This is a genomic window from Novosphingobium sp. NDB2Meth1 (genome assembly GCF_900117425.1).
Lineage (GTDB): Bacteria > Pseudomonadota > Alphaproteobacteria > Sphingomonadales > Sphingomonadaceae > Novosphingobium.
Window position 1 is genome coordinate 419237 of the sequence record NZ_FPEH01000014.1, and the last position, 26277, is coordinate 445513.

Below are 26277 nucleotides of genomic sequence, written 5' to 3' on the forward strand. Positions count from 1 at the left end.
GTCAGCTTTCACCCCGCGAGCGCGGCATCCAGCGCAGCCGTATCGCTCAGCACCCAAAGCGCGCCGATCCGATCACCGGCGAATTCAAACAGTGCCGCGCCCTGCCACTCCACCCGCTGGCCGGTGGGCTCCACCCCGCGGAACGGCGCGGTGTGCGTGCCGGCAAAGCGCATCCGGGCAAACGCCTTGCCCTCTTCGGTGACGCAATCGACAATCGTGCAGTGGTAATCCGAAAGTGCCCCGCGCACGAAGCTGACCATGCCCCAGAACGCATCGCGGCCGATCACCGGGGCACCGAGCGAGCCCTGGAAATGGAAGTCGTCGGTGACCAGATCGTCGAGCGCGCCGCGTTCGCCGGCATTCCACACCCGGCCGTAGAATGCGGAAACGAGGGAGTGCGTGCTCATCAACGCCCCTTCTTCGCGATGCTCGCGTTGAAGTCGGGGTCCTTGTTCGCCACCCAGTCGACGAACTTGCGGATCGTGGGGTTTGCCAGCAGCTGCTCCACATCCATCCCGGCGCGCTGCAGTTCGGAATTGGTGAAGTTCGCGATCAGGGTGTTCTGACAGATCGGGTGCATCGGCACCGTCTCGCGCCCGCCGCGGCTCTTGGGGATCGGGTGGTGCCACACCACCGTCTCGCCGCAAGGGCGGCCGCAGAGCCAGCAGGGCGGCGGGGGCGGGGCCTCCGCGGCCTCGTCCTCATCATCGTCGCGCCAGCCGCCCTTGTTGTGCTTTCTTGCCATGCGCGCCGCCATAGCGCGGCATCGGCAAGCGCGCCATCACTTCGGCGCAGGCGCATTGGCGATGGCGTGGAAGTAGCTCAGCACTTCGCCCGTCAGCCATTCCGGCTCTACCGGCGGATTGTAGCTCAGCTTCACAATCACCGTCCGCGTGGTCGGGTGGACATAGATGAACTGCCCCGCCAGCCCGACCGCGCTGTAGGCGCCGGGTTCCTTGTCGACCTGCCAGGTCTGGTAGCCATAGCCCTCGAACTCGGCCTTGCGGCCATAGACGGCGGGGAAGGGGATCATCGTGGTCATTTGTCCCACCCAGCCCACGGGAATCACCTGCTTGCCGTTTGCCTTGCCGCCGTCGAGCATCATCTGGCCGAGGCGGGCAAAATCGCGCAGCACGGCGTTGTAGCCCATGCCGTTGAGCGCACGGCCCGTGCCATGCGGGCCGTCGGCCAGCCAGAAACCGCCTGCTTCGGCGCCGAGCGGCCCCCACAAGTGGCTGGCGGTGTAGGTCTCCAGCTTCTCGCCGGTGGCGCGCTCCAGAATCCACCCCAGCACGGCGGTATCGAGCGTGGCGTAGTTGAAGGTGCTGCCGGGCACGGTCTTCTTGCCGATGGTTACGGCCGGATCGGCAAAGCGCATCTTGTTGCGCACGATCGCGTTCATGTGGATCGTCGCGGCAAGGCTGGGATGCTCGCCGAAATCGTAACGCTCCTCGTAGTCGACGCCCGAGCGCATCTGGAGGATCTGGCGGATCGTGGCATCGCCGTAGCCGCCCGCCTTGAGTTCAGGCACGTAGTCGCCTGCCTTGTCGTCCAGCGAGCGGATCTTATGTTCATCGAGCGCGATGCCCACGAGCAGCGCGGTGATCGTCTTGGCCATCGAGAACGAGATGAAGTGCGTGGTGGCATCGGACTTGTTGCGATAGTCCTCGAAGACCACCTTGCCGTCCTTCATCACGAGGAGCGCGTTGGTGAAGGTGCGGTCGGCCCAGCCATCGTAGCCCATCACCATGCTGCCGGTGCTGTGCGCAGGCATGGCGAGCTTGGCGCCTTGTTCCAGCGGCCAGACCGGGCCGGAACGCGGCACGGCGCGGCTTTCGAAGACCTTGTCTGTGTCGCGGAAAGTGAAGCTGTTGACCGCCGGATTGAGCCACTGCTCGCGCATGGCAATGACAGCGGGGGAGGGGCCTGCGGGCGCGCTCTGCGCCGCCGCGGCCAAGGGGGACAGGGCAACACTCGCAGCCAGAACGGCATGCCAAAGACGCAAGGACATCAGACTTCCTCTCTCCGGTTATTGTTATGTGTAATAGCAATGGCCGAAGCAGGGGAAAACCCCTTTCAGGCGGCGAGGCCGATTTCGGCCGCATCGGCCCAGTTGCCATGGAGGCCGAAGCGCAGACGGATGGGGATCTGCACCGTGGCGACCGGGCCCTTGGCGATGTCCAGCGCGTCAAAGATCAGGAGGTCGCTGCGGTGTTCTTCCAGCCGGTTGCAGACTTGCAGGATCCAGCCGTCACCTTCGGGCGCGTCCTTGCGGCGGGGCACGAAGCAGGGTTCCTGCAGGCTCGAGACGGGGCCGCACCACCAGTGCTGCTCCGCGCCGGTCTCCAGGTCCTTGTGGAACAGGCAGTTCATGATGAGCCCGCCCGCGCTGCCGCCTTTCAGCTCGACCGGGCGGCGCACGTCCATTTCGAGGAACCAGCCGTGGCGGGTCTTCTGGCCCGTGAAGCGGTCGTCGATGCGCGGGAACTCGCCCATCGAATCCGAGAGCTTGTTGATTTCGGCAAAGTCCTCGCCGTTCGAGGCCATGTCGACCACCCAGTCGGTGGGATAGCTCATCGCCTCCATCCCGTTGAACGGCGCGCCGTGCACGTCCGGGAAGAAGGGGAACATGTTGTTCTTCGCCTCGCAGGTGACGAAGTGGACCTTGGTGCCCTCCTGCCAAGCATTGAGGACGTGGCTGGCGAAGCAGTTGCCGCGCTTGAACCAGCGGATATCCGCGTCCGTCACCCCGTCCCGGCGGGGGATGATGCCGAGGTACACCGGCATCGTGGTGTCGAAGCCGAAGTGGGGGAGGCCCGCCTCGAGCCGCTCCCAGCTGCCGATCGAGGGCACGATATGGAGCACGAGGTAATCCTCGGTGATCCCGAAATCGTGCATCATGCAGTAGTAGGGCGCCTTGAACCACACTTCGCGCACCAGCTCGCCCTCGGGGCTGACTTCCATGTAGGTCACATCGTCGGTGCAAAGGCCGCTGGCGGCATAGCCGATGGCGACCATGTTGCCGGTCTTCGGATCGACCTTGGGGTGGGCGGTGAAGGTCTGTCCGGCCATCTTGCCGCCGAACGTCTCGTAGCCATGGGTTTCCATGGTCGCCGGGTCCATGACGAGGCCGGGGCTGTCTTCCTTCAAGGCCCAGAGCTTGCCGCCGAAGACGAAGGCGTTGGTGTTCGCCGTGCCGCGGATTTCACCCTTCACCGCCTCATCGTCGGTCAGCGGATTGCGGTAGGCGCCGAACAGGGCCTTGCCGGCCGCCTTTTCCAGCTTCCATTTGTCGGTCTTCGCCCAGCGCTGGCAGAAATCGACCTGACCGTCATGGATGTGGAAGCGGGTGATCATGCCATCGCCGTTGAAGGCGATATCGTCGCCCAGACGCGGTGGAAATTGCGGGTCGGGCTGGACGCGGAAGAACGCGCCGTTTAGCTCTTGGGGGATCGTGCCTTCGTGCGCGAGGTCGGCAATGTCCGCCTCGATCCGCGAGGGTGTGTTGAACCCGGTGAAGCTTGGGCTTGAGGGGAATTGGGCCATGGTCGGGTCCTCTCTTCGCGCATTTTCGCTTGGGGTTTGATTGTAAGTGTTGCTAACGAATAGGCAAGGCGCAACTAGTGCCACAAACGGGGATGCGGCATTGATCAAGGACAAGTTTGCCGACGCAGTGACAGCACCGCCGCCGCCCGAGGGCGATGCCGACATCGGCGCGATCAAGGACATTCTGGGCTTTCACATCCGCCTCGCGCATGGGGCGTGCCTCAGGCACTTCACCGAGACCTTCGCCGATCTCGATCTCACGCAGAAGCAGGTCTCGGTGCTGTGGCTGGTCGATGACCATCCCGGCATCGCGCAGACCGACCTCGCGCAGCGCCTGCGCATGGACCGCGCCACCACCATGGCGATCATCAACCGGCTGCAGGCCAAGCATTTCCTGCGGCGCGACCGCTCGGACCTGGACGGCCGCAAGCAGGCGCTGTTTCTCGAAGAGCCGGGCAAGGCGATGCTGGCGCGTGCCAAGCAGGCCATCGGCGAGCACGAGGCCTGGGTGAAGAGCCGCTTCAGCGAGAAGGAAGTGCGCCAGCTGATCGAACTGCTTTCGCGGATCCATGAGTGAAGACGCATTTGCTTGCTGACTTGCACACCACTCCGCTCACCCTGAGCTCATCCTGAGCTTGTCGAAGGGCGAAGGGTGCTGGCGCGACCGCCGGGCATGATGCTTCGACAAGCTCAGCATGAGCGGTTGGGGAAATGGCGAGAAGCGGGACCCCGGATCAAGTCCGGGGTGACGAAGACATGATCGGACAGCAATGTCCTCGGGGAGAATGAAATGACCAATGATCCGCGCGAGATCATTCGCCAAACGCCGATGAGCGCGGCGCAGTGGATCGCCGTCGTGCTGATGATCGCGCTCAATGCGCTTGACGGGTTCGACGTGCTCTCCAGCGCCTTTGCTGCGCCCGGCATTGCCAAGGAATGGGGCATTGCGCGCGATGCGCTGGGCGTCGTGCTGGCGATGGAACTGGTCGGCATGGGCGTCGGCTCGATCCTGCTCGGCGGCGTGGCGGACAAGCTGGGCCGGCGGCCGACGATGCTCGGCTGCCTTGTCGTCATGGCGGGCGGTATGTGGCTCGCCACTACGGCACAAAATCCCCAGATCCTCGGCCTGTGGCGCTTCGTCACCGGGCTCGGCATCGGCGGCATGCTGGCGGCGATCAATGCGGTGACGGCGGAACTTTCGAGCGCCAAGGGCCGCAGCCTCGCCATGTCGCTGATGGTGATCGGCTATCCCCTGGGCGCGACCATCGGCGGCACCATCGCTGCCATGCTGCTCAAGAGCGGCGACTGGCGCGTGGTGTTCGAATTCGGCGCGATTGCGACCGTGGTGTTCATTCCGCTGATCTGGTTCTTCGTGCCCGAAACCCCGGCCTACCTGCTCGCGCGGCGACCGGAGGGTGTTCTGGCGCGGATCAACGCCTCGATGGCCAAGCTGCGTCTGCCGGGGATCGAAGCCCTGCCGCCGGTCGATCAGCGCGACAGCAAGGCAAGCGTGCTCGACATCCTGAAGCCCGGTCTGATCGGCACGACGATGATCCTCACGCTGGGCTATTCGCTCCATGCGATCACCTTCTACTACATCCTCAAGTGGTCGCCCAAAATCGTCGCGGACTTCGGCTTTGCCGCGCCGCAGGCCGCCAGCGTGCTGGTCTGGGCCAACATCGGCGGGGCGACCGGGGGCGGGCTGTTCGGCTTCCTCATGCACCGCTTCGGGATCAAGTGGCCGACCATCGTGATGCTGCTGCTCGGCGCGGCGGCAGTCGCCGTGTTCGGGCTGGGCGGACAGGAGACATCGCTCGTTGGCTGGCGCTTTGCGGTGTTCTGCACCGGCTTTGCCACCAATGCCGCGATTGTCGGCTTCTACAGTGCGTTTGCCCATGGCTTCCCCGCGCATGTCCGCGCCACCGGCACCGGCTTTGCCATCGGCGCGGGGAGGATCGGTTCGGCGGGCTCGCCCATTCTGGCGGGCACGCTGTTTACCGCCGGCGGCCTCAGCCTATTTTCCGTTTCGGCGATCATGGCATGCGGTTCGGTCATGGCCGCAGCGCTTATGCTCATGCTTGCCTTAAGAGAGGCTGATTGAGCCGCGAACCCGATTGAACACTTGGCCCGCTTTGCCTATCGGCATTGCAGACTTTTTCCCTGGGGGAGGATACACCCATGAAGACCCGCGCCGCCGTTGCGTTTGAAGCCAAGAAGCCTCTCGAAATCGTCGAGCTTGACCTTGAAGGCCCCAAGGCGGGTGAAGTGCTGGTCGAGATCATGGCGACCGGCATCTGCCACACCGATGCCTACACGCTTGACGGTTTCGACAGCGAAGGCATTTTCCCCTCGGTGCTCGGCCATGAAGGCGCAGGCATCGTGCGCGAGGTCGGCCCCGGCGTCACCTCGGTCAAGCCCGGCGATCACGTGATCCCGCTCTACACGCCCGAATGCCGCCAGTGCAAAAGCTGCCTCTCGGGCAAGACCAACCTGTGCACCGCGATCCGCGCCACGCAGGGCAAGGGCCTGATGCCGGACGGCACCAGCCGCTTCAGCTACAAGGGCCAGACCGTGTTCCATTACATGGGCTGCAGCACCTTCTCGAACTTCACCGTCCTCCCGGAAATCGCGGTCGCCAAGATCCGCGAGGACGCGCCGTTTCAGACCTCGTGCTACATCGGCTGCGGCGTCACCACGGGCGTCGGCGCGGTGATCAACACCGCCAAGGTGCAGGTGGGCGACAACGTCGTGATCTTCGGCCTCGGCGGCATCGGCCTCAACGTGATCCAGGGCGCGCGGCTGGCCGGCGCGAACAAGATCATCGGCGTCGACATCAATCCCGACCGCGAGGAATGGGGCCGCAAGTTCGGCATGACCGACTTCCTCAATTCCAAGGGCATGAGCCGCGAGGACGTCGTCGCGAAGATCGTCGCGATGACCGACGGGGGCGCGGACTACACCTTCGATGCGACCGGCAACACCGAAGTGATGCGCATCGCGCTCGAAGCCTGCCACCGCGGCTGGGGCACCTCGATCATCATCGGCGTGGCCGAAGCGGGCAAGGAAATCGCCACGCGTCCGTTCCAGCTGGTCACGGGGCGCAACTGGCGCGGCACCGCGTTCGGCGGCGCCAAGGGCCGCACCGACGTGCCCAAGATCGTCGACATGTACATGCAGGGCAAGATCGAGATCGATCCGATGATCACCCACGTCATGGGCCTCGAGGAAATCAACACCGCGTTCGACCTGATGCACGCGGGCAAGTCGATCCGCTCGGTCGTCGTGTTCTAAATCAGGGGGTTATCGATGTTCACTCATACCGTCCTCGGCACCAACGATATCGAAAAGTCGCGCGCGTTCTACACTGCGGTGATGGGCGCGCTCGGCCATCAGGCCGTTCCGCTGCCGATTGGCACCGTGTTCCCCTCCGCCGCCGGCGCATTGATGATCCGCACGCCCCTGAATGGTGAGCCGCACACCCCGTCCAACGGCTTCACGCAGGGCTTTGCTGCCAAGACTTTTGCCGAAGTCGATGCCTTCCACGCCGCGGGCCTTGCCAACGGCGGCACCTGCGAAGGCCCTCCGGGCGTGCGCGAGAACGCGCCGGGCAAGCAGTACGGCGCTTATCTGCGCGATACCGACGGCAACAAGATCTGCGCCTTCGCGCCGAACCCGAACGCCTGATCCTTTGACGTGACACGCAGCCCCCGTCGCCGCATGGCGGCGGGGGTTTGCTATGCCAGCCTGAGCAGCATCGCTCCGCAGGCGATGATCACCGCCGCCGCAATCCGCGCCGGGCCGACCCGTTCACGCAGCACCAGCGCCGAGATCGCCGTCGCGAACAGGATCGAGGTCTCGCGCAGCGCCGCGACCATAGCGATCGGCGCCATCGTCATCGCCCAGAGCGCGATGGAGTACGAGACGATCGTGCCCAGTCCGCCGAACAGCCCGATGGGCCAGTTCTGGCGCAGATAGCCCAGCGCCGCGCCCCCGCGCGCGCGGATCGTCCACACGGCCATGGCGAGTCCCGTCAGCAGCGACAGCCACAGCGTATAGGCCGTCGGCGAACCCGAAGCCCGAGCGCCGGTGCCGTCGAGCAAGGTGTAACCGGCGATGATCGCGGCATTGGTCAGCGCCGCCGCCAGACCCGCCGGCTTCAACGATCCGCGCGCGCCCAGAGTCATCGCCAGAATGCCGAGGCAGATGGTGCCGACGCCGATCCAGGCAAGGAACGGCACCGCTTCCCCCAGCCAGAAATGGCTGACCAGCGCCACTGCCAGCGGCGCACACCCCCGCATCAGTGGATAGGCCAGGCTCATGTCCACCGTGCGATAAACCCGCACCAGCAAGCCCAGATACCCCACCTGCAGCAATGTCGAGGTGGCCAGATAAGGCCAGCTCGCCGGCGCCGGCATGGGCAGGAAGGGCAGCGCAACCAGCGCGATCAGCGCTGCCCCGCCCATCACCAGCGTAGTGGAAAGCAGCGTATCGCCGCTCCCCTTGAGGAACGCATTCCAGCTCGCGTGCAGCGAAGCCGCGAACAGGATGAGGAGGAAGACGGGCCAATCGATCATGACGAGTCAATCATCAGCGAAGGCCCAGCCAGGGCCCACTCACATCGCCGAGATGCCGCCGTCCAGCTTGAGCTCGGCCCCGGTCATGAAACGGCTCTCGTCGCTCGCGAGGTAGAGCACGCCGTTGGCAATCTCGTTTGGCTCGCCCACGCGGCCCAGCGGGATCTGGCGGGCAAGCTTGCCCATGACGATGTCCTTCTCGATTCCCGCATTCTTGCTGATTCCATCGAGGATCGGCGTGTCGACGAAGGTCGGGTGCACTGAATTGCAGCGGATGTCCCACCCGCGCTTGGCGCAGTAGAGCGCGACCGACTTGGTCAGCATCCACACCGCCGCCTTGCTGGCGTTGTAGCCGGGCATCGTGTGCGAAGCGATCAGGCCCGCGATCGAGCTGATGTTGATGATCGAGCCCGGCTGGTTGTCCTTCAAGAGCGGCAGCGCCTTCTGGCAGCCGAGGAACACCGAATCGACGTTGATGGCAAAGCCCCGGTGCCATTCCTCCAGCGTGCAGGTCTCGATATCCCCGCGCACGCCGACACCGGCATTGTTGACGAGCACCGACAGCCCGCCGAGCTTGTCCGCCGCCATCGCGATGGCCGCATTCCAATCGGCTTCCGAGGTCACGTCATGCTGCATCGAAAAGGCGGTGCCAGCGCCCATTTCGGCGTTGATCGCCTCGGCCTGCGCGGCGGCGCCTTCGCCGTTGATGTCGGTGAGCAGTACCCTGGCGCCTTCCCGTGCCAGCAACGCGGAATGCGCCGCACCCAGCCCCTGCGCCGCGCCCGTCACCAAAGCCAGCTTGCCCGCAACTCTGCCCATTTTGCCCCAATCCTCTCGTTCTTATTCCTTGAACCAGAAGGGGCTTAGCAGGAGGAGCAGGCGCACGTCGATGCCATAACCGGCTGCGCGCTTCGCATCGAGAAACTGCGGCAACTCGCGGCGCGGCACATGCAGCACCGTGATCCCTTCGCCCTCGACCCCGCCGCCCGGGCCGACGCGTTCCAGGTCGTAGGCGCGAAACAGCGTGAAGCTCTCGCTGACCATGCCGGGGCTCGAATAGTATTCGCCCAGATCCTCCATGCGGCCAGCACGGTAGCCGGTCTCTTCCTCCAGCTCGCGGATCGCCGCCGTGGCCGCGAGTTCGCCTTCCCCGCCATCATCATCGCCGATCAGGCCGGCAGGCAGTTCGACGCAGGGCTTGCCCAGCGGAATGCGGAACTGCTCGACCAGCACGACCTCATCCTCCGGCGTGATCGCCAGGATCACCGCCGCCTTGATCCCCCGGGCGCGGGAGACGTATTCCCAGCGGCCGCGTGTCTTGGCGCTGATGAAACGTCCCTGCCACTGCGTCACTTCGGGATCGACGCGGTATTCGTCTTCAAGGCTCACGGCGATATCCATCTGAAAGAGCCGTTCGTGTCGAGCCCCTCGCCTTCGCTCGGGATAAACTTCCGGGCTGAAGGCCCGGAAGTCGAGACACCGCGCACTGTGTCTCGACTTCGCTCGACACGAACGGGAAGGAGGAGGTCAGGGCGCTAGACTTCGATTACCCGGTCCGGCAGTTCGTTTTCATCATCATCCGCGCGCGGCAGGTGTTCGGCCAGCACGGCACCGACTTTGCCGATGGCCGCGACCATGCCCTCGCCCGCCTGTCCCGCACGTAGCGGGGCGAGCAGCGCATGCATGGCATCACCCCAGACTTCGGGCGAGACCTTGCTGGCAATCGCCTCGTCCGCGATGATCTCGGCGCGGTGCTCGGCAAGGCTGAGGTAGATCAGCACCCCGGTGCGCCCGGTCGTGCGGCCTTCCGCCCCGATGCGGAAGCAGGTGAGGGCGCGGGCATGGACGCGGGCGGACTTGATCGGGGCGGGCGTCAGCAGAAGGCGCAAGGGCCGCCAGGTCAGGATCAGCAGCATGCCGAGGAACTTCAGCACCGCGACCGTGAGGGCGATTCCCAGCACTTGCCGCGGCGTCCAGTCATGGTCCCACAGGCCCAGTACACGCTCGATCAGGCCGAGATAGAAGTTCGGCGCCAGTTCCAGCGCGGCGAGCGCAAGAAAGGCGATCGAGATGCTCCACGCCAGCGCCACATCGCGGTAGGGATCGGACTGCGGCGTCACGATGGTCACGATCTCGCCCGCGCTGCGCGCCTCCGCCGCCGCAACGGCTTCGGCAATGCGCTTGCGGTCTGTTTCGTTCAGCATGGTCTACCAGCTCCCTGACGAGCCGCCGCCGCCGAAGCTGCCGCCGCCGCCCGAAAAGCCGCCGCCACCGCCGCCCCAGTCGGACCCGCCACCCCAGCCGCCGCCACTGCCCCAATCCGAACCGCCGCTGCCCCAGCCGCCCGTTGGGAAGATCATCACACCCGGTGCGCCATAGCGCCGCCCTCCGCCGCGCATTGCGCGCAGGAAGGGAAGGACGAAGAAAAAGAAGAAGATCAGCAGGAACACCACGGTGCCGAAATCGAAGCGCGGCTCCTTGGCTTTGCGCTGTTTCTGCTCGGCATTCGCCGCCACCTTGCGCGCTTCGTCCTCGGGCAGCTGCAACTGCGCGACGAGCTTGTCGGCCGCGGCGATGATGCCGCCGGCATAGTCTCCGGCCTTGAAGCGGGGGACGATCTCGGTGCGCCGGATATCGCTCGCCACCGCATCGGACACGATGCCTTCCAGCCCATAGCCGACCTCGATGCTGACCTGCCGGTCGTTCGGCGCGACGATCAGCAGCAGTCCGTCGTTGCGCTGCTTGTCGCCGATGCCCCAGGTGCGGCCCAGCCGGTAGCCATAGTCCTCGATGTCATAGCCTTCGAGGCTCGGGATCGTCGCGATCACCATCTGCCGCTGCGATTGCTGCTCCAGCGCGGCCAGCTTGCCATCGAGCGCCGCGATCTGCTCGGGCGAGAGGAGATGCGCCTCATCGACCACGCGGCCGGTGAGCTTGGGAAAGGTCTGCGCGGCGGCCTGCCCTGCCAATAGGGCCAGCAGCATGAGCAGCGCAAGAACAAGGCGCTTCATCGGCGGCGCTCCGCCGCGCCGGCTCAGTTCGTCGCCGCCTTGCTCGCCGGTGCGGCCCCATTGTCATTTGCCGCCGGGGCCGCAGCAGGTGCTGCCGGTCCGTCAAAGCTGACCGTCGGTGCGGTATCGGCGCCCGGAGTGGTCGCGGTGAAGGGCACCAGCGGCTTGGCGCCATAGATCACCTTGGCACCGATCACCGCGGGGAAGGTGCGGATCGTGGTGTTGTAGCTCTGCACGGCATCGTTGTAATCGCGCCGGGCGATCGCGATGCGGTTTTCGGTGCGCTCGATCTGGTCCTGCAGCGTCTTGAAATTGTCGTTGGCCTTGAGCTCCGGATACGCCTCAGCCGCGACCAGCAGGCGCCCGAGGCCGCTGGAAAGCTGCTCCTGCGCGGCCTGGAACTTGGCCATCTTGTCGGGATCGCTGAGGTCTTCGCCCGAAATCTGGATGCTCGTCGCCTTGGCGCGCGCTTCGGTCACCTTGACCAGCGTGCCCTGCTCGAAATTCGCGGCGCCCTTCACCGTCGCGACGAGGTTGGGGATCAGGTCGGAGCGGCGCTGGTACTGGTTCTGCACTTCGGCCCACTTGGCCTTGGCGGCTTCTTCGGCGGTCGGGATCGCATTGACCCCGCATCCGGCAAGGCCTGCGGCGGCAACCGCAGCGAAAGCGAAACGGGAAAAGCGGGCAAGCAGCGAAGCGGCCATCGAAAATGTTCCCTCTAGATCCCCGCCAGCGGCGCCGCGGGATGGATCGCGCTCAGATGTAGCGCCTTGCCATGACCGTTCAAGGGCTGGCCCGCTTCGGTGCAACCGACCACTTGTTACAAAGGGTTGCAACTGGCACGAAGCAGCCGGGTGTAAATGCTTAATGGAGAAATAAGCATGGGCATGATGGGAGAGTTCCGGGACTTCGTTGCGCGCGGCAACGTGCTGGATCTGGCGGTCGGCGTGATCATCGGCGCCGCTTTCGGCAAGATCGTCACCTCGCTGACCGAAGACATGATCATGCCGGTAATCGGGGTTGTCTCGGGCGGGGTCGATTTCACCAACAAGTTCATGATCTTGGGCGCGGTGCCCGATAGCTACAAGGGCTCGCTCACGGACTATGCGGCGCTGAAGGCGGCAGGCGTGCCGATGCTCGGCTACGGCGCTTTCGTCACCGCCGTGATCAGCTTCCTGCTGATGGCCTTCGTGATCTTCCAGCTCGTGCGCGCGGCCAACAAGATGATGCCCAAGGCGCCCGAAGCGCCCGCCGCTCCGGCTGGTCCGAGCGAGGTCGATCTCCTCACCGAAATCCGCGATGCGCTGAAGAAGGGCTGAGATCGGACGGAAGGGGCCAGTCTACACGCTGGCCCCTTCCATTCCCCGCGCGCCGTGCCTATATCGGACTTGCCGGTTTCGACCGGCTATGACGATAAAGTGTGTCGTGCAATAGGCGCAGCGGACCCGGGGGCGGTACCCGGCGGCTCCACCATCACCACCGGCCTATGCTCATCGGGCGTAGGGCCGGGCTCTGTTGTCGCAGAGGTGTTGATGGGGCCGAACTAGGATCGACGTGTGTTGAAAAGCGGTGCTTTCGTCCGGGCTGAGTAACCCGTTAAAGGCTCAAAACCCACAAGTGCCAACGACAACGAAGCACTCGCTCTCGCGGCGTAATCTGACGGCCTGACGGCCTGATCTTACAAAGCTAAAGCGCGGTTGAACCCACCGGGCAACAGAAGGGAATTCAGCGGTTCGGAGGCGTACCGGGCAACAGAAACGCCTCCACTCAATTCATACGCTGCGAAAGCCCGCCCCCAGCCCCTCCCCCCTTCGACAAGCTCAGGATGAGCGGGAGGGGAGATGCGTCGTGCTTTTCGGAGCCGTTTTTTGCCCTCCCGCTTGCGGGAGGGCCGCGAGACTTGGTGACCCTGAGCTTGTCGAAGGGGAAGCTAGTCGCAGCGGGGTGGGCTACCCGTGGTGCTCCGCCTCGACCGGAACCGGCGCCGCCTTCGCCTCGCGCTCATACTTCATCGCGTCCATGATCTTGGCGCCGGCCATGAACACCGCGAGGCAGCTGGCGAGGAACAGCAGCTTGCCGCCGAAGCCCGGATACTGCGACAGATAAATTTGCCCGCGCTCCGCCGAACCCAGCGCCAGCGCGTAGATGATCGCGCTCGCCTCGAACCGGTTCTTGATCACGAACAGGCGGCCGGTCTTGCGTAGCAGGGAAGGCTTTTTCTGCATCACCGAACCTCCTCCGCAACCTTCGTGCCAGATCAGCAATCACGAGGGCCGCACACATGGTTTAGCCGAGCGCTTGTAAAGCACGGCGACATGCCATGGTAAAGCGAGGCTTAACCTCCGAGAAAGGGGCCGTACCGTTTCAGGCCAGTTCGGAAAGTCCGAGTGCTTCGAGCAGCGCGGCGCGCGCGGCAATCACGCTGGAAGCCAGCGAGTCGCTGCCAAGATCGGTCGGGTCGATCTGCTCGGGCCACGCCTTGGCAATCAGCGTTTCCAGCATGTCCGCGCGCGCTTCCGTCAGGAGGAAGCGCGGATCGACAGTGGCAGGATCGGCGACAACGCGCAGGCGCAGGCAGGCCGGACCGCCGCCGTTGGCCATCGACTGCCGCACGTCGACCGGCAGCACGCGGCGGATCGGGCCGTTCGAGGCAAGCATTCCGTCGAGCCACGCCCGCACCCGCGGATGTTCCCAGGCCTCGAGCGGGATGACGAGTCCCATCTCTCCGCCCGGAAGGGTGAGCAACTGGGCGTTGAACAGATAGCTGGCGATGGCGTCGGCAAGGCTGACCGCGCTGGCCGGCACGATCACGATCTCCGCCTCGGGCAGGCGCTCGCGGATCGCGGCGTAGGTGCCCTCGGGATCGGCAAAGGCCTGCTCATGCGTGAACAGCACGCGCTCGTTGGCGACGGCGACTACGTCGTTGTGGAACGCCCCCGCTGCGATGGCATCGGGCGACTGCTCGACAAACAGGCAGCGCGCCGGGTCGAGGCGATGCCGGCGGGCGACAGCCCGGCTCGCCTGCTCATGCTGCCGCGCCGGAAAAGCGCCGCCGGGGCGCCCATACACGAAGATCTCCAGCCCCGTTGCGGCATGGCTGGTCCCCATGCGCATATGGTTCGCCGCGCCTTCATCGCCAAAGCACGCCGGCACCGCGTCATGCACCGCAAAGTGCGCGCTGTCGGCAAAGGCCACCCGCAGCTGCCGCACGGTATCGGGCCATTCCTGCGAGCGGTGCGGCATGGTGACGAGGTTCGCCGCCGTCAGGTGGCAGCGCCCGTCTGCCGTATCCGGGGCAGGGGAGACGGTGGCGGCGTTGGCCGTCCACATCGAGCTTGCCGACCAAGCTGCGGCGCGCAGGCGGCGTTCGGACTCGTCCGCGGGCTCGCTGATGGCCAGCGCATCGAGGAACCCATGGTTGGGGCGCGGCAGCGGGCAGAGCAGCCCTTGCGTCAGGCCAAGGCCCATGTTGTGACGCATCTTGGCCACGCCCTGCAGCGCCGCCGCGCGCGGGTAGGACGCATCGCCGCCATGCTTGGCGGAGGCGAGATTGCCGAGGCTGAGCCCCGCATAGTTGTGGCTCGGCCCGACAAGGCCGTCGAAGTTGATCTCGACCAGAGTGTTCATTTGGGTGTCCTTCAGCGCGCCACGTGCCACACGGTATCGCCCGCACAAACGCCGAGCGCCTGCGCGGCATCGGGATCGAGCGCCACGCCCTCTCCATCCGCCATGATGCGGGCGAAGGTGCAGCGGAAATCGGCGAGGCGTCCGGTTGCGACGAGCGCGCGGCTGGCGGTTGCATCCGGCGCGCGCACCTCCTTCACCGGCACCATCTTGGCCGAGGCGATCGAGTGCACCTTGTCCGTCCGCGCGGTCATCGTCGGACCGCCGTCGAAGATGTCGAAATAGCCTTCGGACGCGAAGCCTTCCGTCTCCAGCATGCGCATCGCCGCGCGGCCGCTGGGATGCGGCAGGCCGATGGCGGAGCGCGCGGTTTCGGGCAGCATGGCGATATAGACCGGGTGCTTGGGCATCAGATCGGCGATGAACTGGTTGCCGTTGATCGCGTTGAAATAGTCGGCCTCCTGGAAGTTCATCCCGAAGAAGCGGCCCGCGACGCCGTCCCAGAACGGCGATCCGCCGCGCTCGTCGATCACGCCGCGCAGTTCCGCCAGAATGCGGTCGGCAAAGCGCTTGCGGTGCATCGCGATGAACAGATAGCGGCTGCGCGCCAGCAGCATGCCGAGCCCGCCCGCGCGCTCGTTCGGATGGAGGAACAGGCCGCCGACTTCGCTCGATCCTTCAAGGTCGGTCACGAGGTTCAGCATCTCGGCGCGGAAGGTGCGACCCAGTTCCTTGGAATGCTGGGTCAGCGTCGCCATGCGGTAGGAATAGAACGGCCAGGTCTGCCCGACGCGGGTGAAGATCTGGCAGGTGCCGCGCACTTCGCGGGTGGCCAGGTCCTCTAGGATGAGGACGAACAGCTCATCGCGCTGGGTTTCCGGATCGCCTTCCTCGGTGTTGGCGAAAGCAGCCGCGGCCCGCTCCAGCTTCGCGGTGAGCGCGCGGCGGTCGGGCGGCAGGTTGGTGAAGCCGCCGCCGGTCAGCTTGGCCATCTCGTACAGATGGTCGAGATCCGCGGCGCGGGCCGCGCGGATGACATGGGTCACGCTTCTTATTCCCCTCCGGAAAGCCGGTGCAGCACGAGCGCCGAGAGTGCGGCGCGCTCGGCCAGCGACGGCACGATCATGTATTCCTGCGGCGAGTGAATCGCCCCTCCGCGCACGCCCATGGTGTCGACGACGGGCACGCCGAGCGCGGCGATGTTGTTGCCATCGCAGACCCCGCCGGAGCTCTGCCAGCGGATCGCTTGACCCAGCGCCGCGCCGCAGCTGCGCACCAGTTCGAAGAGCTGTTCCGCCTCGGGCGTGAGCGGCTTGGGCGGACGGCTGATCCCGCCATGCAGATGGATGCGCACCTCATGCGCCAGTTCCACCTCGCGCAGCAGCGGTCCGATCGCCGCGGCAAAGCGCGCCGCATCCTCCTCGCCGCGCGGGCGGATATTGAAGCGCAGCACCGCGTGATCGGGCACGACATTGTTGGCCGAACCGCCATCGATGCGCGCAGGGTTGATGGCGAGGCCATCGCCGGAAAGCGCCTTGAGGCCGAGCGCGAGATCGGCGGCGGCGACCACCGCGTTGCGCCCATCCTGCGGATTGCGCCCCGCGTGGGCGGATCGACCGGTGACGATGGCGCTGTAGTTCCCGCTGCCGCCGCGTGCGCCGGCGAGCGTGCCGTCGGGCAGGGCGGATGGTTCGTAGGTCAGCGCCGCCGCCTTGCCGCGCGCCAGTTCCGCAATCAGCGGCGCAGAGGCTAGGCTGCCGGTCTCCTCGTCCGAATTGATCAGCACGTCATAGCCGACACCGGCTGATTGCGGGCTTGTCTCGAAGGCCTTGAGCGCGGCGAGGATCACCGCGATGCCGCCTTTCATGTCCGCCGTGCCCGGTCCGCCGAGCGTACCCGCATCGAGCCATGTCAGCGTCTGGAACGGATGATCCGCCGGGTAGACGGTGTCCATGTGGCCCGTGAGCAGATAGCGGCGCGGCGCGTCGGGCCGGACGCTGAGCACCATGTGCGCGCCGTGCTCGATCTGCACCGCACGGCCATCGGCGGCAATCGCCTCGACCGGGGCAGGCTCCGCTAGGCGGACTTCGCCGGGCAGCGCCGCAAACGCATCGGCCAACAGCGCGGCCTGTCTTGCAAGCCCCGCGATGTTACGCGTGCCGGTGTTGATCGCACACCATTGCTCGACGTTTGCGAGCATTTGTGCGGCTTCGATCCCTTCGACAAGGGCGGCCTCGGTGGCGGCAAGTGTTCCCATGTCCGCCCGCTCTAGCCTGCCCACGCGCCGGGGTGAACCCCCAGCGGAGAGGGATTGTTTCATCTGCAACCGGAAGTCTGTCCTGGCACCACGCCATTGCCCCTTGTGTAAGGAAAGAAGGTTCTGGAAAGATGGGGCCCAAGGTGGGATTGCGTGGAGATACGCGGGACACCGTGGGATAACACCTTAAAAAAATTGGCGTTTCGGTGCTCTTCGATGTGGCCGAAACCGACCCTCGCTGTTTCTGCATTAAGATGGGGATTGGGCCAATTTTGGCCTTTTCGCCATCTTTCAAGAGGCCCCGTCGCTGACCCTCTTAGGAACCGCCTAAAACGCCTCTGAATGGCTGTTTACCGCCATTTTAACGGCCTCGCAATCGGCCTCTGAAATGCCTCCTGGCGCTGTGATTTCAATTTCTTTCAGGAAATCTGTGTTTCGCGGCCTCCGAGTGCGGGATTTTGCCTGTAAGACATTTTGAATATTGGATTTTTTGTCATCCGCGGCGGTCTGCCGAAGTTGGCGAAAGATGGGGAGATTTTTGACGCCTGGGAGGCCGGTTCGGGCCTGCTTGCCGGTGCGATCGGGACGGGGTAGAACTGCCATGTCGCACAACGTTTCGGACGTGAGGCCTTGGGCTCCATCGAGCATGTAGGCAGCGGCACTTCCCGACGGTTGAACGCGTGGCTAGGGCGCGCTATTTGCAGTGCAGCCGCCTGACGTTTCGGACGTGGGGCCTTGGGCTCCATCTTCGGATCGAGCATGTAGGCACGCGGTCAACCACAACCTTGAACATGCACACTGCGGCTGGTAAATCGCCCTCAGCCGTCTCACGTTTCGGACGTATTGCCTTGGGCTCTGTCCTATGGATCGAGCATGTAGGCCAGCGGTGCAGATCGGATTGAACCGGCTCCCCTTTCGGCGTATCGATAGCGCAGCTGTCCGACGTTCCGGACGTTCCGCCTTGGGCCTTCGGGCATGTAGGCCGGCAGCACGCTACCCCTGCCATTCTAGGCGGCGCGGAGGCCCTCCAGGATACGATAGACCTGTCGCTCCGTAATATGCAGCGCGCGGGCGATCTCACGGTTACTCTTGTCGCCCTGGCGCACCATTTCGGCAACGCGGCGTGCGGTGATCAGGCGGATCGGGATGCTGATCGTGAGGCGATAGAAGGTATCGCATAGCTTCTCTGTCAACTCCTGGCCGATCGCCTTTGCGATGCGAGGATCGGTTGATGGCGATCGCGGCACGTAGAGCCGTTCACCGCCAAATTCCTCCGCGAGCCGCCAGGTCGCTTCTTCGCCGATCACTTCGGCGATCTCGTCTAGCACTCGCGAACCCATTTTGCTGACACTCGCAGCGCGGGCAGGCGAAGCGGGCGGCGAAGGAACCGGCGAGGCAGGCGCAGCAATCGGCGCGGCTGGGAAGGCGATGGTATGGCCTCCCAATTCCTCACACAGACAGGCGGCGGCGATCGGGCCGATGGCGGCTTCCAGGCGCGGCTCTTCGGCGGGATCGGCGGGCAGGCAGAGCGACTGGCCGGCGAAAGCGCGCGCGAGCTCGCCGGCCGTATCCTCGCCGATCAGTGCGGCCAGCTGCGCAGGGGTGGCCAGGGCGCTCAAATGAGCTTCTCCGCAGGACCGGGATTGAAGTAGTCCTTCGGGCTGAGGCCCATCTTGGCCAGCGCGTCCTTGACCTGCCACTCGATATCGCCGGCGAGGAGAAGGAAATCACACAGCGGCAGGTCGCGGATGTCTTGCGGGAGCACGCCGCACAAGGCGGCAACGACGTGCTGCATCATCGCGATCGGGCGGCCCCGGTGCCGATCGAGCAAGGCGAGATCAGGTGTTTCGAAGGCGCGCATGCCGATCAGATCGGTCTCGCGCTCCTCTCCATCGATCCACCAGCGCACGGGCCGGGAAAGCTTGAACATGGCCAGATCATCCTGCGTGGCAGTGCGATCGGCGGGGGCGGGGGATGAAGCGAAGCTAGCCATGGCACCATGGCTAGTCTTGTGCATGTCGCGCGTCTGTCTGTCAGGTAACAGGTAGCGCTGCTTTATTTGTGCTGCCGAGTGGCAATTTTGCCGTCGTCAGAGGATCAACTCCTAGACGGTTCGCCTTCTCGGGCTTCATTAAGCGCGATGATTTGATCTGCCGACCGCTGTTCTTCAATGTCGATATAGATTTCGTGTGTGAGTTCCGCGAGCGTCCGGTGGGGAACAGAGTATTCAATGGCGATCCTGGCGAGCCGGTCCATAACCGAATGATCGGGCTGGTATGGTGAGCTATTGAGCCAAATCTCCAGCAATTCCGCCTCATCTTCGCGCTGAATGCGAGCCTGATTGAAATCGGCCGCGCGAAGCAGAGCGAGCCGCTGTGGATCATTTGCCGCCTGTAGCAATGCTTCCGCGCGCTCAATGATTTCAGGCGAATACAAAGCCCTACAAATTGGGGCAAGAATGCCCTCAAGCCTGCGGGTTGCTTCTTTCAGGACACGAGCCTCTGCTTCTGCGTCGCTCTCATTTGGTCCCTGCACCCGCGCCGGTTCGATGAGTTCCCGCTCAAGGTCATCGAGATCAAGCTTTGCTTGCTCTTCGTCGGAGTAGGTTGTGCCTTGGGGCAGCCGCTTCCCTGTCAAAACATATACGGCGTCAATTCCCGCAGTTGCGAGTTTAACCAAAGCGTCGGCCGTTGGGGATGAAGCGCTTTTCTCCCAGTTAATCGCTGTGTTTTTCGCCACTCCTGCGATCACCGCCAACCGCCCTTGGCTGAGGCCAAGCCGCTTCCGCTCTTCCCGAAGGCGCAAACCAACGCTCATTATTTGCGCTTCGCGCTTGCAGAGATACCAATACGTTGGTACACAGTTCCATCCTTTTGGTCTTTGTGAGACATCATATGCCAGAATCAGCTAGTCTGGAAGAGGTAAGAGAACGTCTGAACCGTATCGGGAAGACGGTGGCAGATGTGGCGCGAGAGCTTGGTGTTTCGCAGTCCATCGTGCGGGGCGTGCTAAGCGGCCGGTTCAAGGGTGCACACGGCGATGCGCACAAGGTTGCTGTGGCGCTTGGGCTGAAGAACGGGATCATCGTTGCCGATGGCATGTCGATCAGCGATGCCATGAAGGCTGCCGCTGCGTGAAGGGCGCGCGTGTCTCAGCTGACAGCGCGGCTCAAAGTGCGGGGCCTGAGCGCCTGATGCTCCCGATCGCGGAGATCAGCGAGCTTGATGACGCGAGCTATGTCGGCTTCATTGTTGACGACGCGGTGACGCATCTGGTTGCCCGCATGGCGGCGGAAGGCCAGCACAATCCCATCTGGGTCCGGCGCAATGGCAACGCGGCCAAGGTGCGCCACAGTGTGATTGCAGGGCGGCACCGTTTGCGCGCTGCGAAGTTGCTCGGCTGGACGGAGATCGCCGCCGAAGTGCGCGCGGGGCCGGATAGCGACGTACCGACGCTGAAGCGGCTCCAGCTGGCGGAGAACCTTGACCGGCGCGTGTTGCGCCCGATCGAGCGCGCATGCTTCATCATGGAGCGGTGGGCGGAGGCGGCGCGCGCGCTGCCCCGATCGGAGCCGACAAGCCAGCAATCGAAGGCGATCAGGGCGCGCTGGGACGTATTGGCAGAAACTGCCAATACGCAAGGCATTGACCGCAAGGCGGCAGATCAGGCGACGGCAGAACTCACCGGCGAAAATGAGCGCAACGTCCGGCTCTTCCGTTCCCTTTACGACAAAATCGTCATCGCGCTCCCCGACCTCTTTGCGGACATCAATGCGCATCCGTTGTGCACCAACTTGGAGGCGGTCAAATCGCTTGCCCAAGTCCCCACCGTTGAAGCGCGGCGCAATGCGGCAGTGGAGCTACTCTCTAAGCCTGACTGGGACAATATCACCGAGGTGTTGGTGGCAGTGGGTCAGCAAGCATCCCCAGGTAATCGCCCCAAAGGTGCCGCGCACTTCAAGATCAAGCTGGAGCTCGCTTGGCAGAAGTTGGGAGTTGATGACAAGGCGGAGCAGCTGATCAAGCTGGCGGCTGACATTCCGCCCTACAAGGTCAGTGAAGCGATCGCGAAGCTTCAGGAGCTTCTGCCGTGACGCGCCTTCCGCCTGACATCCTTGGTATTGGCGGCAGGCTGAAGGCGGAGCGCGATCGCCTTGGGCTCACACAAGCCGGCCTCGCGAAGCTCGCCGGAATTGTAAAGGGCACGGTCGGAGAATGGGAAAAGGGGACATCCTATCCCAATGCCGCCGCTCTGGCTTGCTTCGCACACGCTGGCGTTGACTTGCTCTACATCGTGACTGGGCTGCGCCAGGAAACACCGGGGGCGCCGCCGGAGAGCCCCGAGCTCACTGCCGCCAAGGCTGCACTGGCGGCGCTGGAGCCGGCCGATCGCCGCCAGCTGGTTTTTGAACTGCTGTTCGGAGGGACGCGCTCTTGATGACAGCATGCGCCCGTCCGAAGGCTCGCATCGCGACTTCACTGCGCGGGGACGCTGGCCTCACCGGCTGGCAGCTGGCGGGGAGCTTTGGCGGGCACAGTGAAATAAAAGGCAAGCGCCACCACCTTCTGCCCCCACGTCAGCGGATTACCTGCAAGGCCAAGCACTCTCGCTTCCTCATTGCCGGAAATGCGCCAGAGCGTATGGCTTGGTTCGCCTTCCTGCATTTCGAGTTGCACCCGCTCTGCAATGACGTCTTCGGGCGGCCGACGCTTCAATTCGAGATCAAGCTTCAGCCGCTGGTAAGCTTCGGACCGGCCGGCAAAGAAGGTGGCCTTCTCGCGCCATTTGAAGATGAGCGCGGCCAGCGGCATGACAGCAGCCGCGACGCCAGCCATGAGCGCGGCAGGCTGCCAATTCTGCAGGACAGACAGGACTACGCCTGTGCCGGATACCAAGCCGACAAGCGTCTGCAGGTTCTCAAGGGTCTCGTAGCGCCGCGCCATCTTGGCAGTGTACCGGACCGAAACCGCCACTCCCCATCGCAGCGCCCAAGGGGCTTCTATTTCCGCTCTGTCGGCGGTGGCGGAGGCGGCGGGTCCATGTCCCGGATCACGTCCGACCTCTTCCCCATGTCGTCGGGCCACCGGTCGTTGACGATGCTTCGGTCCTCTTTCGGGCGCTCCGGTGTTTTCTTCCATACGTCGTCCCTGTCGCTCACGCGAGCCTCCCTTGCTGAGCCTGTGAGGATGGCGGGCGGCAGCCTGTCCAACCGGGCTGCCGCCGATCCATCCGCATCCAATCTGACAGAGCGTGCCCCGGAGCGCAAACGCGCTGTTTGTCCTCAGGCGGTGGCGGCATGAGCGCGCAGCGGGATCACTGGTGGTATACCGCAAGCGAGCTAGCGCAGCTGGGCCTGCCCGGCTTGCCCGCCGACGGCCGTAAGCTGCGCGACCTGGCGAAGGCGGAAGGCTGGGCCGATCGCACAGACGGCCGGGGCCAAGCGATGGCACGCCGCCGCAATGCGCGGGGCGGCGGGACCGAATTTCATGTGAGCGTGCTTCCGGTCCAGGCGCAGGAAGTGCTGACCGCGCGGCGCAATCGCGAAGCGGAAGCGCCGATCGCGGACAACGACACGATGAGCGCGGCTGCTGAAGCCTGGGACAGGTTTAACCGGCAGCCGGACGCGATCAAGAACAGGGCCAAGAGGCGCATGGCGATCCTGGCTGAAGTGGACGAACTGGTTGCGATCGGCACGGGCCGGACGGCAGCAACAAAGAGCGTTGCCAGCAAACACGGCGTTTCCCCAAGCGCAGTGGCCGGGTGGTATTCTTTGGTGTCGCAGTTCCCGAACAATCAATGGCTGCCTCGGCTTGCCCCCAATTACAAGGGCGGTGGGAAGCTGGCGGAGATCGATCCTGAAGCATGGCAAATGCTCAAGTCCGAATGCCTTCGCAAGTCGCAGGCATCGTTCGCGTCTGCGTACTACCACGTGCTTGAAAACTACTGCCGGCCGCGGGGGCTGACACTGCCTTCGATCAAGACAATGAGGGCGCGCTATGAGCGCGAAACCCCGGTGCTCTTGAAGAAGCTTCGGCGAGAGGGCTTGGAAGCCGTCCGCAAGACTGTCCCGCCGCAGCGGCGCACAGTGAAGGACCTCTATGCAATGTACGGTGTGAATATCGACGGTCACACCGTCGATGTGCGGGTCCAATGGGAGGACGGGAAAATCGGCAGGCCTGTCCTAGTTGGCATCCAAGACATCTACAGCCGCAAGATACTGGCGTATCGGATTGACCGGACAGAAAGCACAGTTCTAGCCAGGATGGCCCTGGTTGACCTTTTTCGCCAGTACGGCATTCCCAAGTACCTTGTCGCGGACAACGGCCGCGCCTTTATGAGCAAGGCGCTCACTGGCGGGCAGAAAACCCGGTATCGCTTCAGGATCAAGGATAGCGACCCGATTGGTGTGCTGACCCAGCTTGGTATCAAAGTTGGGCCGACGCTGCCGTACCGGGGTTCGTCCAAGCCGATCGAGCGCGCATGGAAAGACATCTGCGAGAACGTTTGGAAGAGCTCGAGCTTTGAAGGTGCCTACACTGGCAACAAGCCAGACGCGAAGCCGGACAACTATGGCGAGCGGGCCATCCCGATCGCCGAATTTGAGAGGCTGATGGCGCGAGGCTTTGCCAATCACAATTCCCGCCCCGGCCGTCAGACCGAAATAGCAAAGGGGCGCAGCTTCGATGCGGCTTTCGCGGAGTCCTATGCGGCTTCGATAATCGAGAAGGCTACCGAGGCGCAGATCCTCGTGGCGCTCCTGGAGGCAGAAGAGAAGCGCTGCAACCGTGAGAACGGTTCGATCAAGATTGCGGGGAACCTCTACTGGTCGCAAGCGATGATCGAGCTTGCCGGGCAGAAGGTGACGGTTCGCTGCGATCCAGACGACTTGCATAGTGGAGTGCATATCTACTTGCAGGACGGTCGGTACTTCGGATTTGCACCGTGCGAGGAACCCGTTGGGTTCGAAGACAAAGCCGGGGCCGCGCGCCGCGCCAAAATGGAAAAGGCTCTCCGTCGTCACGCGCGACAACTGGAGCAGAGCGCGGCTCTGCTTGAGCAAGACCAATTGCGCGAAATCTATGAAAAGTCAGTCGAGCCCGAACCTGAGCCGCCTCTGGTACCAGCCGCTACCCGGCTCGTTCGCCACCGGGGCCACAGCGCCGCCGCACAGAAGCTTCTCCAGGAGGGCACTTCAGAGCCCACTGAAGACGCATCCATCATCGATTTCAGCGACGCGCTCACGGCCGGAATGAACCGGCTGCGGGTGGTTGAATGAAAGTTGGCCGCGCCGGGATGGCAGTCCCGACGCGGCCGTTGTTGCCCCTGTAAGAGCAAGGAAGCCGTAGCATGGAAGTGGTTTCAGACAACAGCCCCCAGGAAGCCGAGGCGCGCGCCTGGCTGAATGGCCACAAGGAAGAGAGCGGGCTCAGCTGGCCGCAGATCGGCAAGCTGACGGATGTCGCCTCTTCGACCCTGTCGCTGTTCGCGGCCGGCAAGTACGGCGGGAACAATGCCGGCGTCGCGGCCAAGGTCCTGGCGTATCGCGATCGCAAGGAAAGCCAGGCGCAGATCGCGGCCGGCGCGCCGACGGTGCCGGATTGGTATGACACCCCTACTTCAACGCGGTTCATGTCGCGGTTCAGCTGGGCACAATCCGGCAGGATGGGCCTGATCGTCACGCGGCCAGGCATTGGCAAGACAAGGGCAGCCGAACGGTTCGCCGCGCAGGACCCGAATGTATGGCTGGCGACAATGTCGCCTTCCACGGCGGGTGTCGGGCCAATGGCGATCGAGGTTGGCGAGGCGCTCGGCCTTGGCGAGATCACGGGCAGCCCGCAGCAACTCTCGCGCCAGATCAAGGCGCATGTGCGCGGGAAGAATGGCCTCCTGATCATCGACGAAGCGCAGGAGCTCACCGACAAGGCGGTGAACGAACTGCGCGGCTGGTACGACAAAACCAACGTGGGGATCGTGCTGATGGGCAACGAAACCGTGATCGGCCAGATCACGCGGGGCGGCCCCGCCTTCACGCAGTTGTCTTCACGCTTTTCGTTCCGCGAAGTGCAGGAGAAGCCGAGGCCCGGCGACATCGAGGCCTTGCTCGATGCGTGGAACATCCAGGACCCGGCGCAGCGGGCATACCTTGAAAAGGTATCGGAGCTTCCCGGCGCGCTGCGCGAAGTGACGCATATCATCGAGATCGCATTGGTCGCCGCTTCGGGGCGTGGCCGCGCGCTGGCACTGGCGGACCTGAAGAGCGCCACCATGCAGCGCAAGCCCAAGGCTGTCAGGCCGTGATGCGCGCGGACCTTCATCGCGCGGCCCGGCAGCTGACCATGGGCCGCAGCCGCAAGGCGCTCCTGGCGGAGACGGCGGGCGTCATCGTTGCCGCCCTGGCGCTGTGGGCCATCGCTGCCGCGTTCGTGCTTCTGGAGCCTGAACGGAGACCGGCACACAGCGCGCTGGGAGCGGCTTCAGGAGCGCAGCGGGCGCTGGCGTACGGCGCGGAGGCGCAATCGTGCTCTTATGGCCTCTTAAACCGCTCCATGGGCCTGTTTGCCGGGCGCGCCTTTCCCCGTTCGGGGATGGGAGGCGGGAATGCTTAAGCTCGCCGTCAACAACGAAGCCGCGCCGGCCGTCTCGCCGCAGCGCCGCGCGCTCCTCGCGCAAGTGCATATCGCGCGCAAATCGCTCGCCATGGAAGAGGACGATTACCGCGCCGTGATCGAACAGATCACAGGGCGCAAGAGCGCGAAGGACTGCACCGATCGCGAGCTCAGCGAAGTTGTCGCCAAGTTCGAAGAGCTCGGCTTCCGTCCCTTCGGCCGTCCGGTGAAGCGCCGGGCGATGGGAACAAGCAAGACGGTGCGCAAGGCGCGGGCGATGTGGATCTCGCTCTATCAGCTTGGCGCGATTGCCGACGGTTCGGATGTGGCGCTGGAAGCCTTCGGGCACCGGCAACTTGGCGTGCAGCGGCTCCAGTGGGCCAACGAGCGCGAGGGCTTCAAGCTGATCGAAGCGCTGAAGGCGATCGGGACGCGGCACGGCTGGGATCAGCGGCTTTCGTCCAAGCTCTCCGCTGCCGAGAAGGTGCGGACGCTGAAAGAGCGCCTGATCGGCGCGCAACGGACGCGGCTGGAGGCTGCCGGCGTTGCCGTGCCCGAAGCGCTGGCAGGCGATTGCACCGGCTGGCCGGACAAGCGCCTGGAGCGCGCGGCGGCCGAGCTTGGCCAGCTGATCCACGAGCACCTGAAGAAAGACTGAA

The 26277-nt window shown here is 64.5% G+C and carries 31 protein-coding genes and 1 other RNA gene; 13 read left to right on the plus strand and 19 right to left on the minus strand.

The features are described 5' to 3' along the window. Positions 1 to 8: 8 nt before the first annotated feature. From NDB2M1_RS09100 to NDB2M1_RS09115, 4 genes are all read right to left on the minus strand, one after another. Positions 9 to 407, minus strand: coding sequence for an ester cyclase (locus NDB2M1_RS09100; RefSeq protein ID WP_083554748.1), 399 nt, complete (start codon positions 405 to 407; stop codon positions 9 to 11). Next, positions 407 to 745, minus strand: a complete 339-nt coding sequence (locus tag NDB2M1_RS09105) for a hypothetical protein (protein ID WP_072381765.1) — start codon at positions 743 to 745, stop codon at positions 407 to 409. The genes NDB2M1_RS09100 and NDB2M1_RS09105 overlap by 1 nt, the downstream gene beginning before the upstream one ends. 36 nt (positions 746 to 781) lie before the next feature. Next, complete coding sequence (locus tag NDB2M1_RS09110) at positions 782 to 2011, minus strand: serine hydrolase domain-containing protein (protein WP_072381516.1); 1230 nt, start codon at positions 2009 to 2011, stop codon at positions 782 to 784. A gap of 65 nt (positions 2012 to 2076) precedes the next feature. Beyond that, positions 2077 to 3546 (minus strand): carotenoid oxygenase family protein, encoded by a 1470-nt coding sequence (locus tag NDB2M1_RS09115; protein ID WP_072381518.1) that lies wholly within the window; start codon positions 3544 to 3546, stop codon positions 2077 to 2079. 100 nt (positions 3547 to 3646) lie between these two features. Here NDB2M1_RS09115 and NDB2M1_RS09120 point away from each other — a divergent pair, with 100 nt between their 5' ends. The 4 genes from NDB2M1_RS09120 (at position 3647) to NDB2M1_RS09135 (ending at position 7230) form a co-directional block, all read left to right on the plus strand. Beyond that, positions 3647 to 4123, plus strand: coding sequence for a MarR family winged helix-turn-helix transcriptional regulator (locus NDB2M1_RS09120; protein ID WP_072381520.1), 477 nt, complete (start codon positions 3647 to 3649; stop codon positions 4121 to 4123). 213 nt (positions 4124 to 4336) lie between these two features. Continuing rightward, entirely contained in the window at positions 4337 to 5647 is a 1311-nt protein-coding gene (locus tag NDB2M1_RS09125; protein WP_083554749.1) for an MFS transporter, read from the plus strand. 77 nt (positions 5648 to 5724) lie between these two features. After that, the gene (locus NDB2M1_RS09130) at positions 5725 to 6837 is read left to right on the plus strand and encodes an S-(hydroxymethyl)glutathione dehydrogenase/class III alcohol dehydrogenase (protein ID WP_072381522.1); all 1113 of its coding nucleotides are present in this window, start codon (positions 5725 to 5727) and stop codon (positions 6835 to 6837) included. 15 nt (positions 6838 to 6852) lie between these two features. After that, positions 6853 to 7230: a VOC family protein gene (locus NDB2M1_RS09135; RefSeq protein WP_054121139.1), complete on the plus strand. Its 378-nt coding sequence runs from the start codon at positions 6853 to 6855 to the stop codon at positions 7228 to 7230. Between the two features lie 50 nt (positions 7231 to 7280). Here the strand turns inward: NDB2M1_RS09135 and NDB2M1_RS09140 are convergent, their stop codons facing one another. The 6 genes from NDB2M1_RS09140 to NDB2M1_RS09165 form a co-directional block, all read right to left on the minus strand. Further along, positions 7281 to 8120: a DMT family transporter gene (locus NDB2M1_RS09140; RefSeq protein ID WP_072381524.1), complete on the minus strand. Its 840-nt coding sequence runs from the start codon at positions 8118 to 8120 to the stop codon at positions 7281 to 7283. Between the two features lie 39 nt (positions 8121 to 8159). Then, positions 8160 to 8939: an SDR family oxidoreductase gene (locus NDB2M1_RS09145; RefSeq protein ID WP_072381526.1), complete on the minus strand. Its 780-nt coding sequence runs from the start codon at positions 8937 to 8939 to the stop codon at positions 8160 to 8162. A 21-nt stretch (positions 8940 to 8960) separates the two neighbouring features. Continuing rightward, a complete protein-coding gene (locus NDB2M1_RS09150) occupies positions 8961 to 9509 on the minus strand; it encodes an NUDIX hydrolase (RefSeq protein ID WP_072381768.1) in 549 nt (182 codons plus the stop codon). 146 nt (positions 9510 to 9655) lie between these two features. Then, positions 9656 to 10324, minus strand: a complete 669-nt coding sequence (locus NDB2M1_RS09155) for a TPM domain-containing protein (RefSeq protein ID WP_072381528.1) — start codon at positions 10322 to 10324, stop codon at positions 9656 to 9658. Between the two features lie 3 nt (positions 10325 to 10327). Beyond that, positions 10328 to 11131, minus strand: coding sequence for a TPM domain-containing protein (locus tag NDB2M1_RS09160; protein WP_072381530.1), 804 nt, complete (start codon positions 11129 to 11131; stop codon positions 10328 to 10330). A gap of 23 nt (positions 11132 to 11154) precedes the next feature. Continuing rightward, positions 11155 to 11835 carry a LemA family protein gene (locus NDB2M1_RS09165; protein ID WP_072381532.1) on the minus strand — a complete coding sequence of 227 codons (681 nt, stop codon included), beginning with the start codon at positions 11833 to 11835 and terminating at the stop codon, positions 11155 to 11157. A gap of 183 nt (positions 11836 to 12018) precedes the next feature. Between NDB2M1_RS09165 and mscL the strand changes: the two genes are divergently transcribed. Beyond that, positions 12019 to 12450 (plus strand): large conductance mechanosensitive channel protein MscL, encoded by a 432-nt coding sequence (gene mscL, locus NDB2M1_RS09170; protein ID WP_072381770.1) that lies wholly within the window; start codon positions 12019 to 12021, stop codon positions 12448 to 12450. A gap of 32 nt (positions 12451 to 12482) precedes the next feature. Next, positions 12483 to 12899, plus strand: a transfer-messenger RNA (tmRNA) gene (ssrA, locus tag NDB2M1_RS09175). Positions 12900 to 13080: 181 nt separating this feature from the next. On the opposite strand, the gene NDB2M1_RS09180 is transcribed toward ssrA, so the two are convergent. From NDB2M1_RS09180 to NDB2M1_RS09210, 8 genes are all read right to left on the minus strand, one after another. Further along, positions 13081 to 13338 (minus strand): hypothetical protein, encoded by a 258-nt coding sequence (locus NDB2M1_RS09180; protein ID WP_072381773.1) that lies wholly within the window; start codon positions 13336 to 13338, stop codon positions 13081 to 13083. Between the two features lie 157 nt (positions 13339 to 13495). Continuing rightward, on the minus strand, positions 13496 to 14758 hold the full coding sequence (locus NDB2M1_RS09185; protein WP_072381775.1) for an N-succinylarginine dihydrolase: 1263 nt from the start codon (positions 14756 to 14758) through the stop codon (positions 13496 to 13498). Between the two features lie 11 nt (positions 14759 to 14769). Further along, positions 14770 to 15801 (minus strand): arginine N-succinyltransferase, encoded by a 1032-nt coding sequence (locus tag NDB2M1_RS09190; protein WP_072381535.1) that lies wholly within the window; start codon positions 15799 to 15801, stop codon positions 14770 to 14772. Between the two features lie 5 nt (positions 15802 to 15806). Then, on the minus strand, positions 15807 to 17012 hold the full coding sequence (locus NDB2M1_RS09195; protein WP_072381537.1) for a hydrolase: 1206 nt from the start codon (positions 17010 to 17012) through the stop codon (positions 15807 to 15809). Between the two features lie 327 nt (positions 17013 to 17339). Then, the gene (locus tag NDB2M1_RS22010) at positions 17340 to 17615 is read right to left on the minus strand and encodes a hypothetical protein (RefSeq protein ID WP_143146690.1); all 276 of its coding nucleotides are present in this window, start codon (positions 17613 to 17615) and stop codon (positions 17340 to 17342) included. Between the two features lie 404 nt (positions 17616 to 18019). Further along, a complete protein-coding gene (locus NDB2M1_RS09200; protein ID WP_072381539.1) occupies positions 18020 to 18631 on the minus strand; it encodes a helix-turn-helix domain-containing protein in 612 nt (203 codons plus the stop codon). Further along, on the minus strand, positions 18628 to 19005 hold the full coding sequence (locus NDB2M1_RS09205; protein ID WP_072381541.1) for a phage tail assembly protein: 378 nt from the start codon (positions 19003 to 19005) through the stop codon (positions 18628 to 18630). Before NDB2M1_RS09205 ends, NDB2M1_RS09200 begins: the two co-directional genes overlap by 4 nt. 104 nt (positions 19006 to 19109) lie before the next feature. Further along, a complete protein-coding gene (locus tag NDB2M1_RS09210; protein ID WP_072381543.1) occupies positions 19110 to 19829 on the minus strand; it encodes a helix-turn-helix domain-containing protein in 720 nt (239 codons plus the stop codon). 77 nt (positions 19830 to 19906) lie between these two features. On the opposite strand from NDB2M1_RS09210, the gene NDB2M1_RS23105 reads away from it, so the two are divergent. Genes NDB2M1_RS23105 through NDB2M1_RS09225 form a run of 3 tightly spaced genes read left to right on the plus strand, consistent with a single transcriptional unit; the run spans position 19907 to position 21449 of the window. Next, on the plus strand, positions 19907 to 20149 hold the full coding sequence (locus tag NDB2M1_RS23105) for a helix-turn-helix domain-containing protein (protein WP_072381545.1): 243 nt from the start codon (positions 19907 to 19909) through the stop codon (positions 20147 to 20149). A gap of 56 nt (positions 20150 to 20205) precedes the next feature. Next, positions 20206 to 21105: a ParB/RepB/Spo0J family partition protein gene (locus tag NDB2M1_RS09220; protein ID WP_143146691.1), complete on the plus strand. Its 900-nt coding sequence runs from the start codon at positions 20206 to 20208 to the stop codon at positions 21103 to 21105. Then, positions 21102 to 21449 (plus strand): helix-turn-helix transcriptional regulator, encoded by a 348-nt coding sequence (locus tag NDB2M1_RS09225; RefSeq protein WP_083554751.1) that lies wholly within the window; start codon positions 21102 to 21104, stop codon positions 21447 to 21449. Before NDB2M1_RS09220 ends, NDB2M1_RS09225 begins: the two co-directional genes overlap by 4 nt. 38 nt (positions 21450 to 21487) lie before the next feature. On the opposite strand, the gene NDB2M1_RS09230 is transcribed toward NDB2M1_RS09225, so the two are convergent. Then, on the minus strand, positions 21488 to 21955 hold the full coding sequence (locus tag NDB2M1_RS09230; RefSeq protein ID WP_072381549.1) for a hypothetical protein: 468 nt from the start codon (positions 21953 to 21955) through the stop codon (positions 21488 to 21490). A gap of 353 nt (positions 21956 to 22308) precedes the next feature. Between NDB2M1_RS09230 and NDB2M1_RS09235 the strand changes: the two genes are divergently transcribed. The 4 genes from NDB2M1_RS09235 to NDB2M1_RS09250 all read left to right on the plus strand — a co-directional run bounded on the left by NDB2M1_RS09235 (position 22309) and on the right by NDB2M1_RS09250 (position 26276). Then, positions 22309 to 24288 (plus strand): transposase domain-containing protein, encoded by a 1980-nt coding sequence (locus tag NDB2M1_RS09235; RefSeq protein WP_072381551.1) that lies wholly within the window; start codon positions 22309 to 22311, stop codon positions 24286 to 24288. Between the two features lie 71 nt (positions 24289 to 24359). Continuing rightward, entirely contained in the window at positions 24360 to 25310 is a 951-nt protein-coding gene (locus NDB2M1_RS09240; protein WP_072381553.1) for an AAA family ATPase, read from the plus strand. After that, the gene (locus NDB2M1_RS09245) at positions 25307 to 25618 is read left to right on the plus strand and encodes a hypothetical protein (RefSeq protein ID WP_143146692.1); all 312 of its coding nucleotides are present in this window, start codon (positions 25307 to 25309) and stop codon (positions 25616 to 25618) included. Before NDB2M1_RS09240 ends, NDB2M1_RS09245 begins: the two co-directional genes overlap by 4 nt. After that, a complete protein-coding gene (locus NDB2M1_RS09250) occupies positions 25611 to 26276 on the plus strand; it encodes a regulatory protein GemA (protein WP_072381557.1) in 666 nt (221 codons plus the stop codon). Before NDB2M1_RS09245 ends, NDB2M1_RS09250 begins: the two co-directional genes overlap by 8 nt. Position 26277 lies beyond the last annotated feature (1 nt).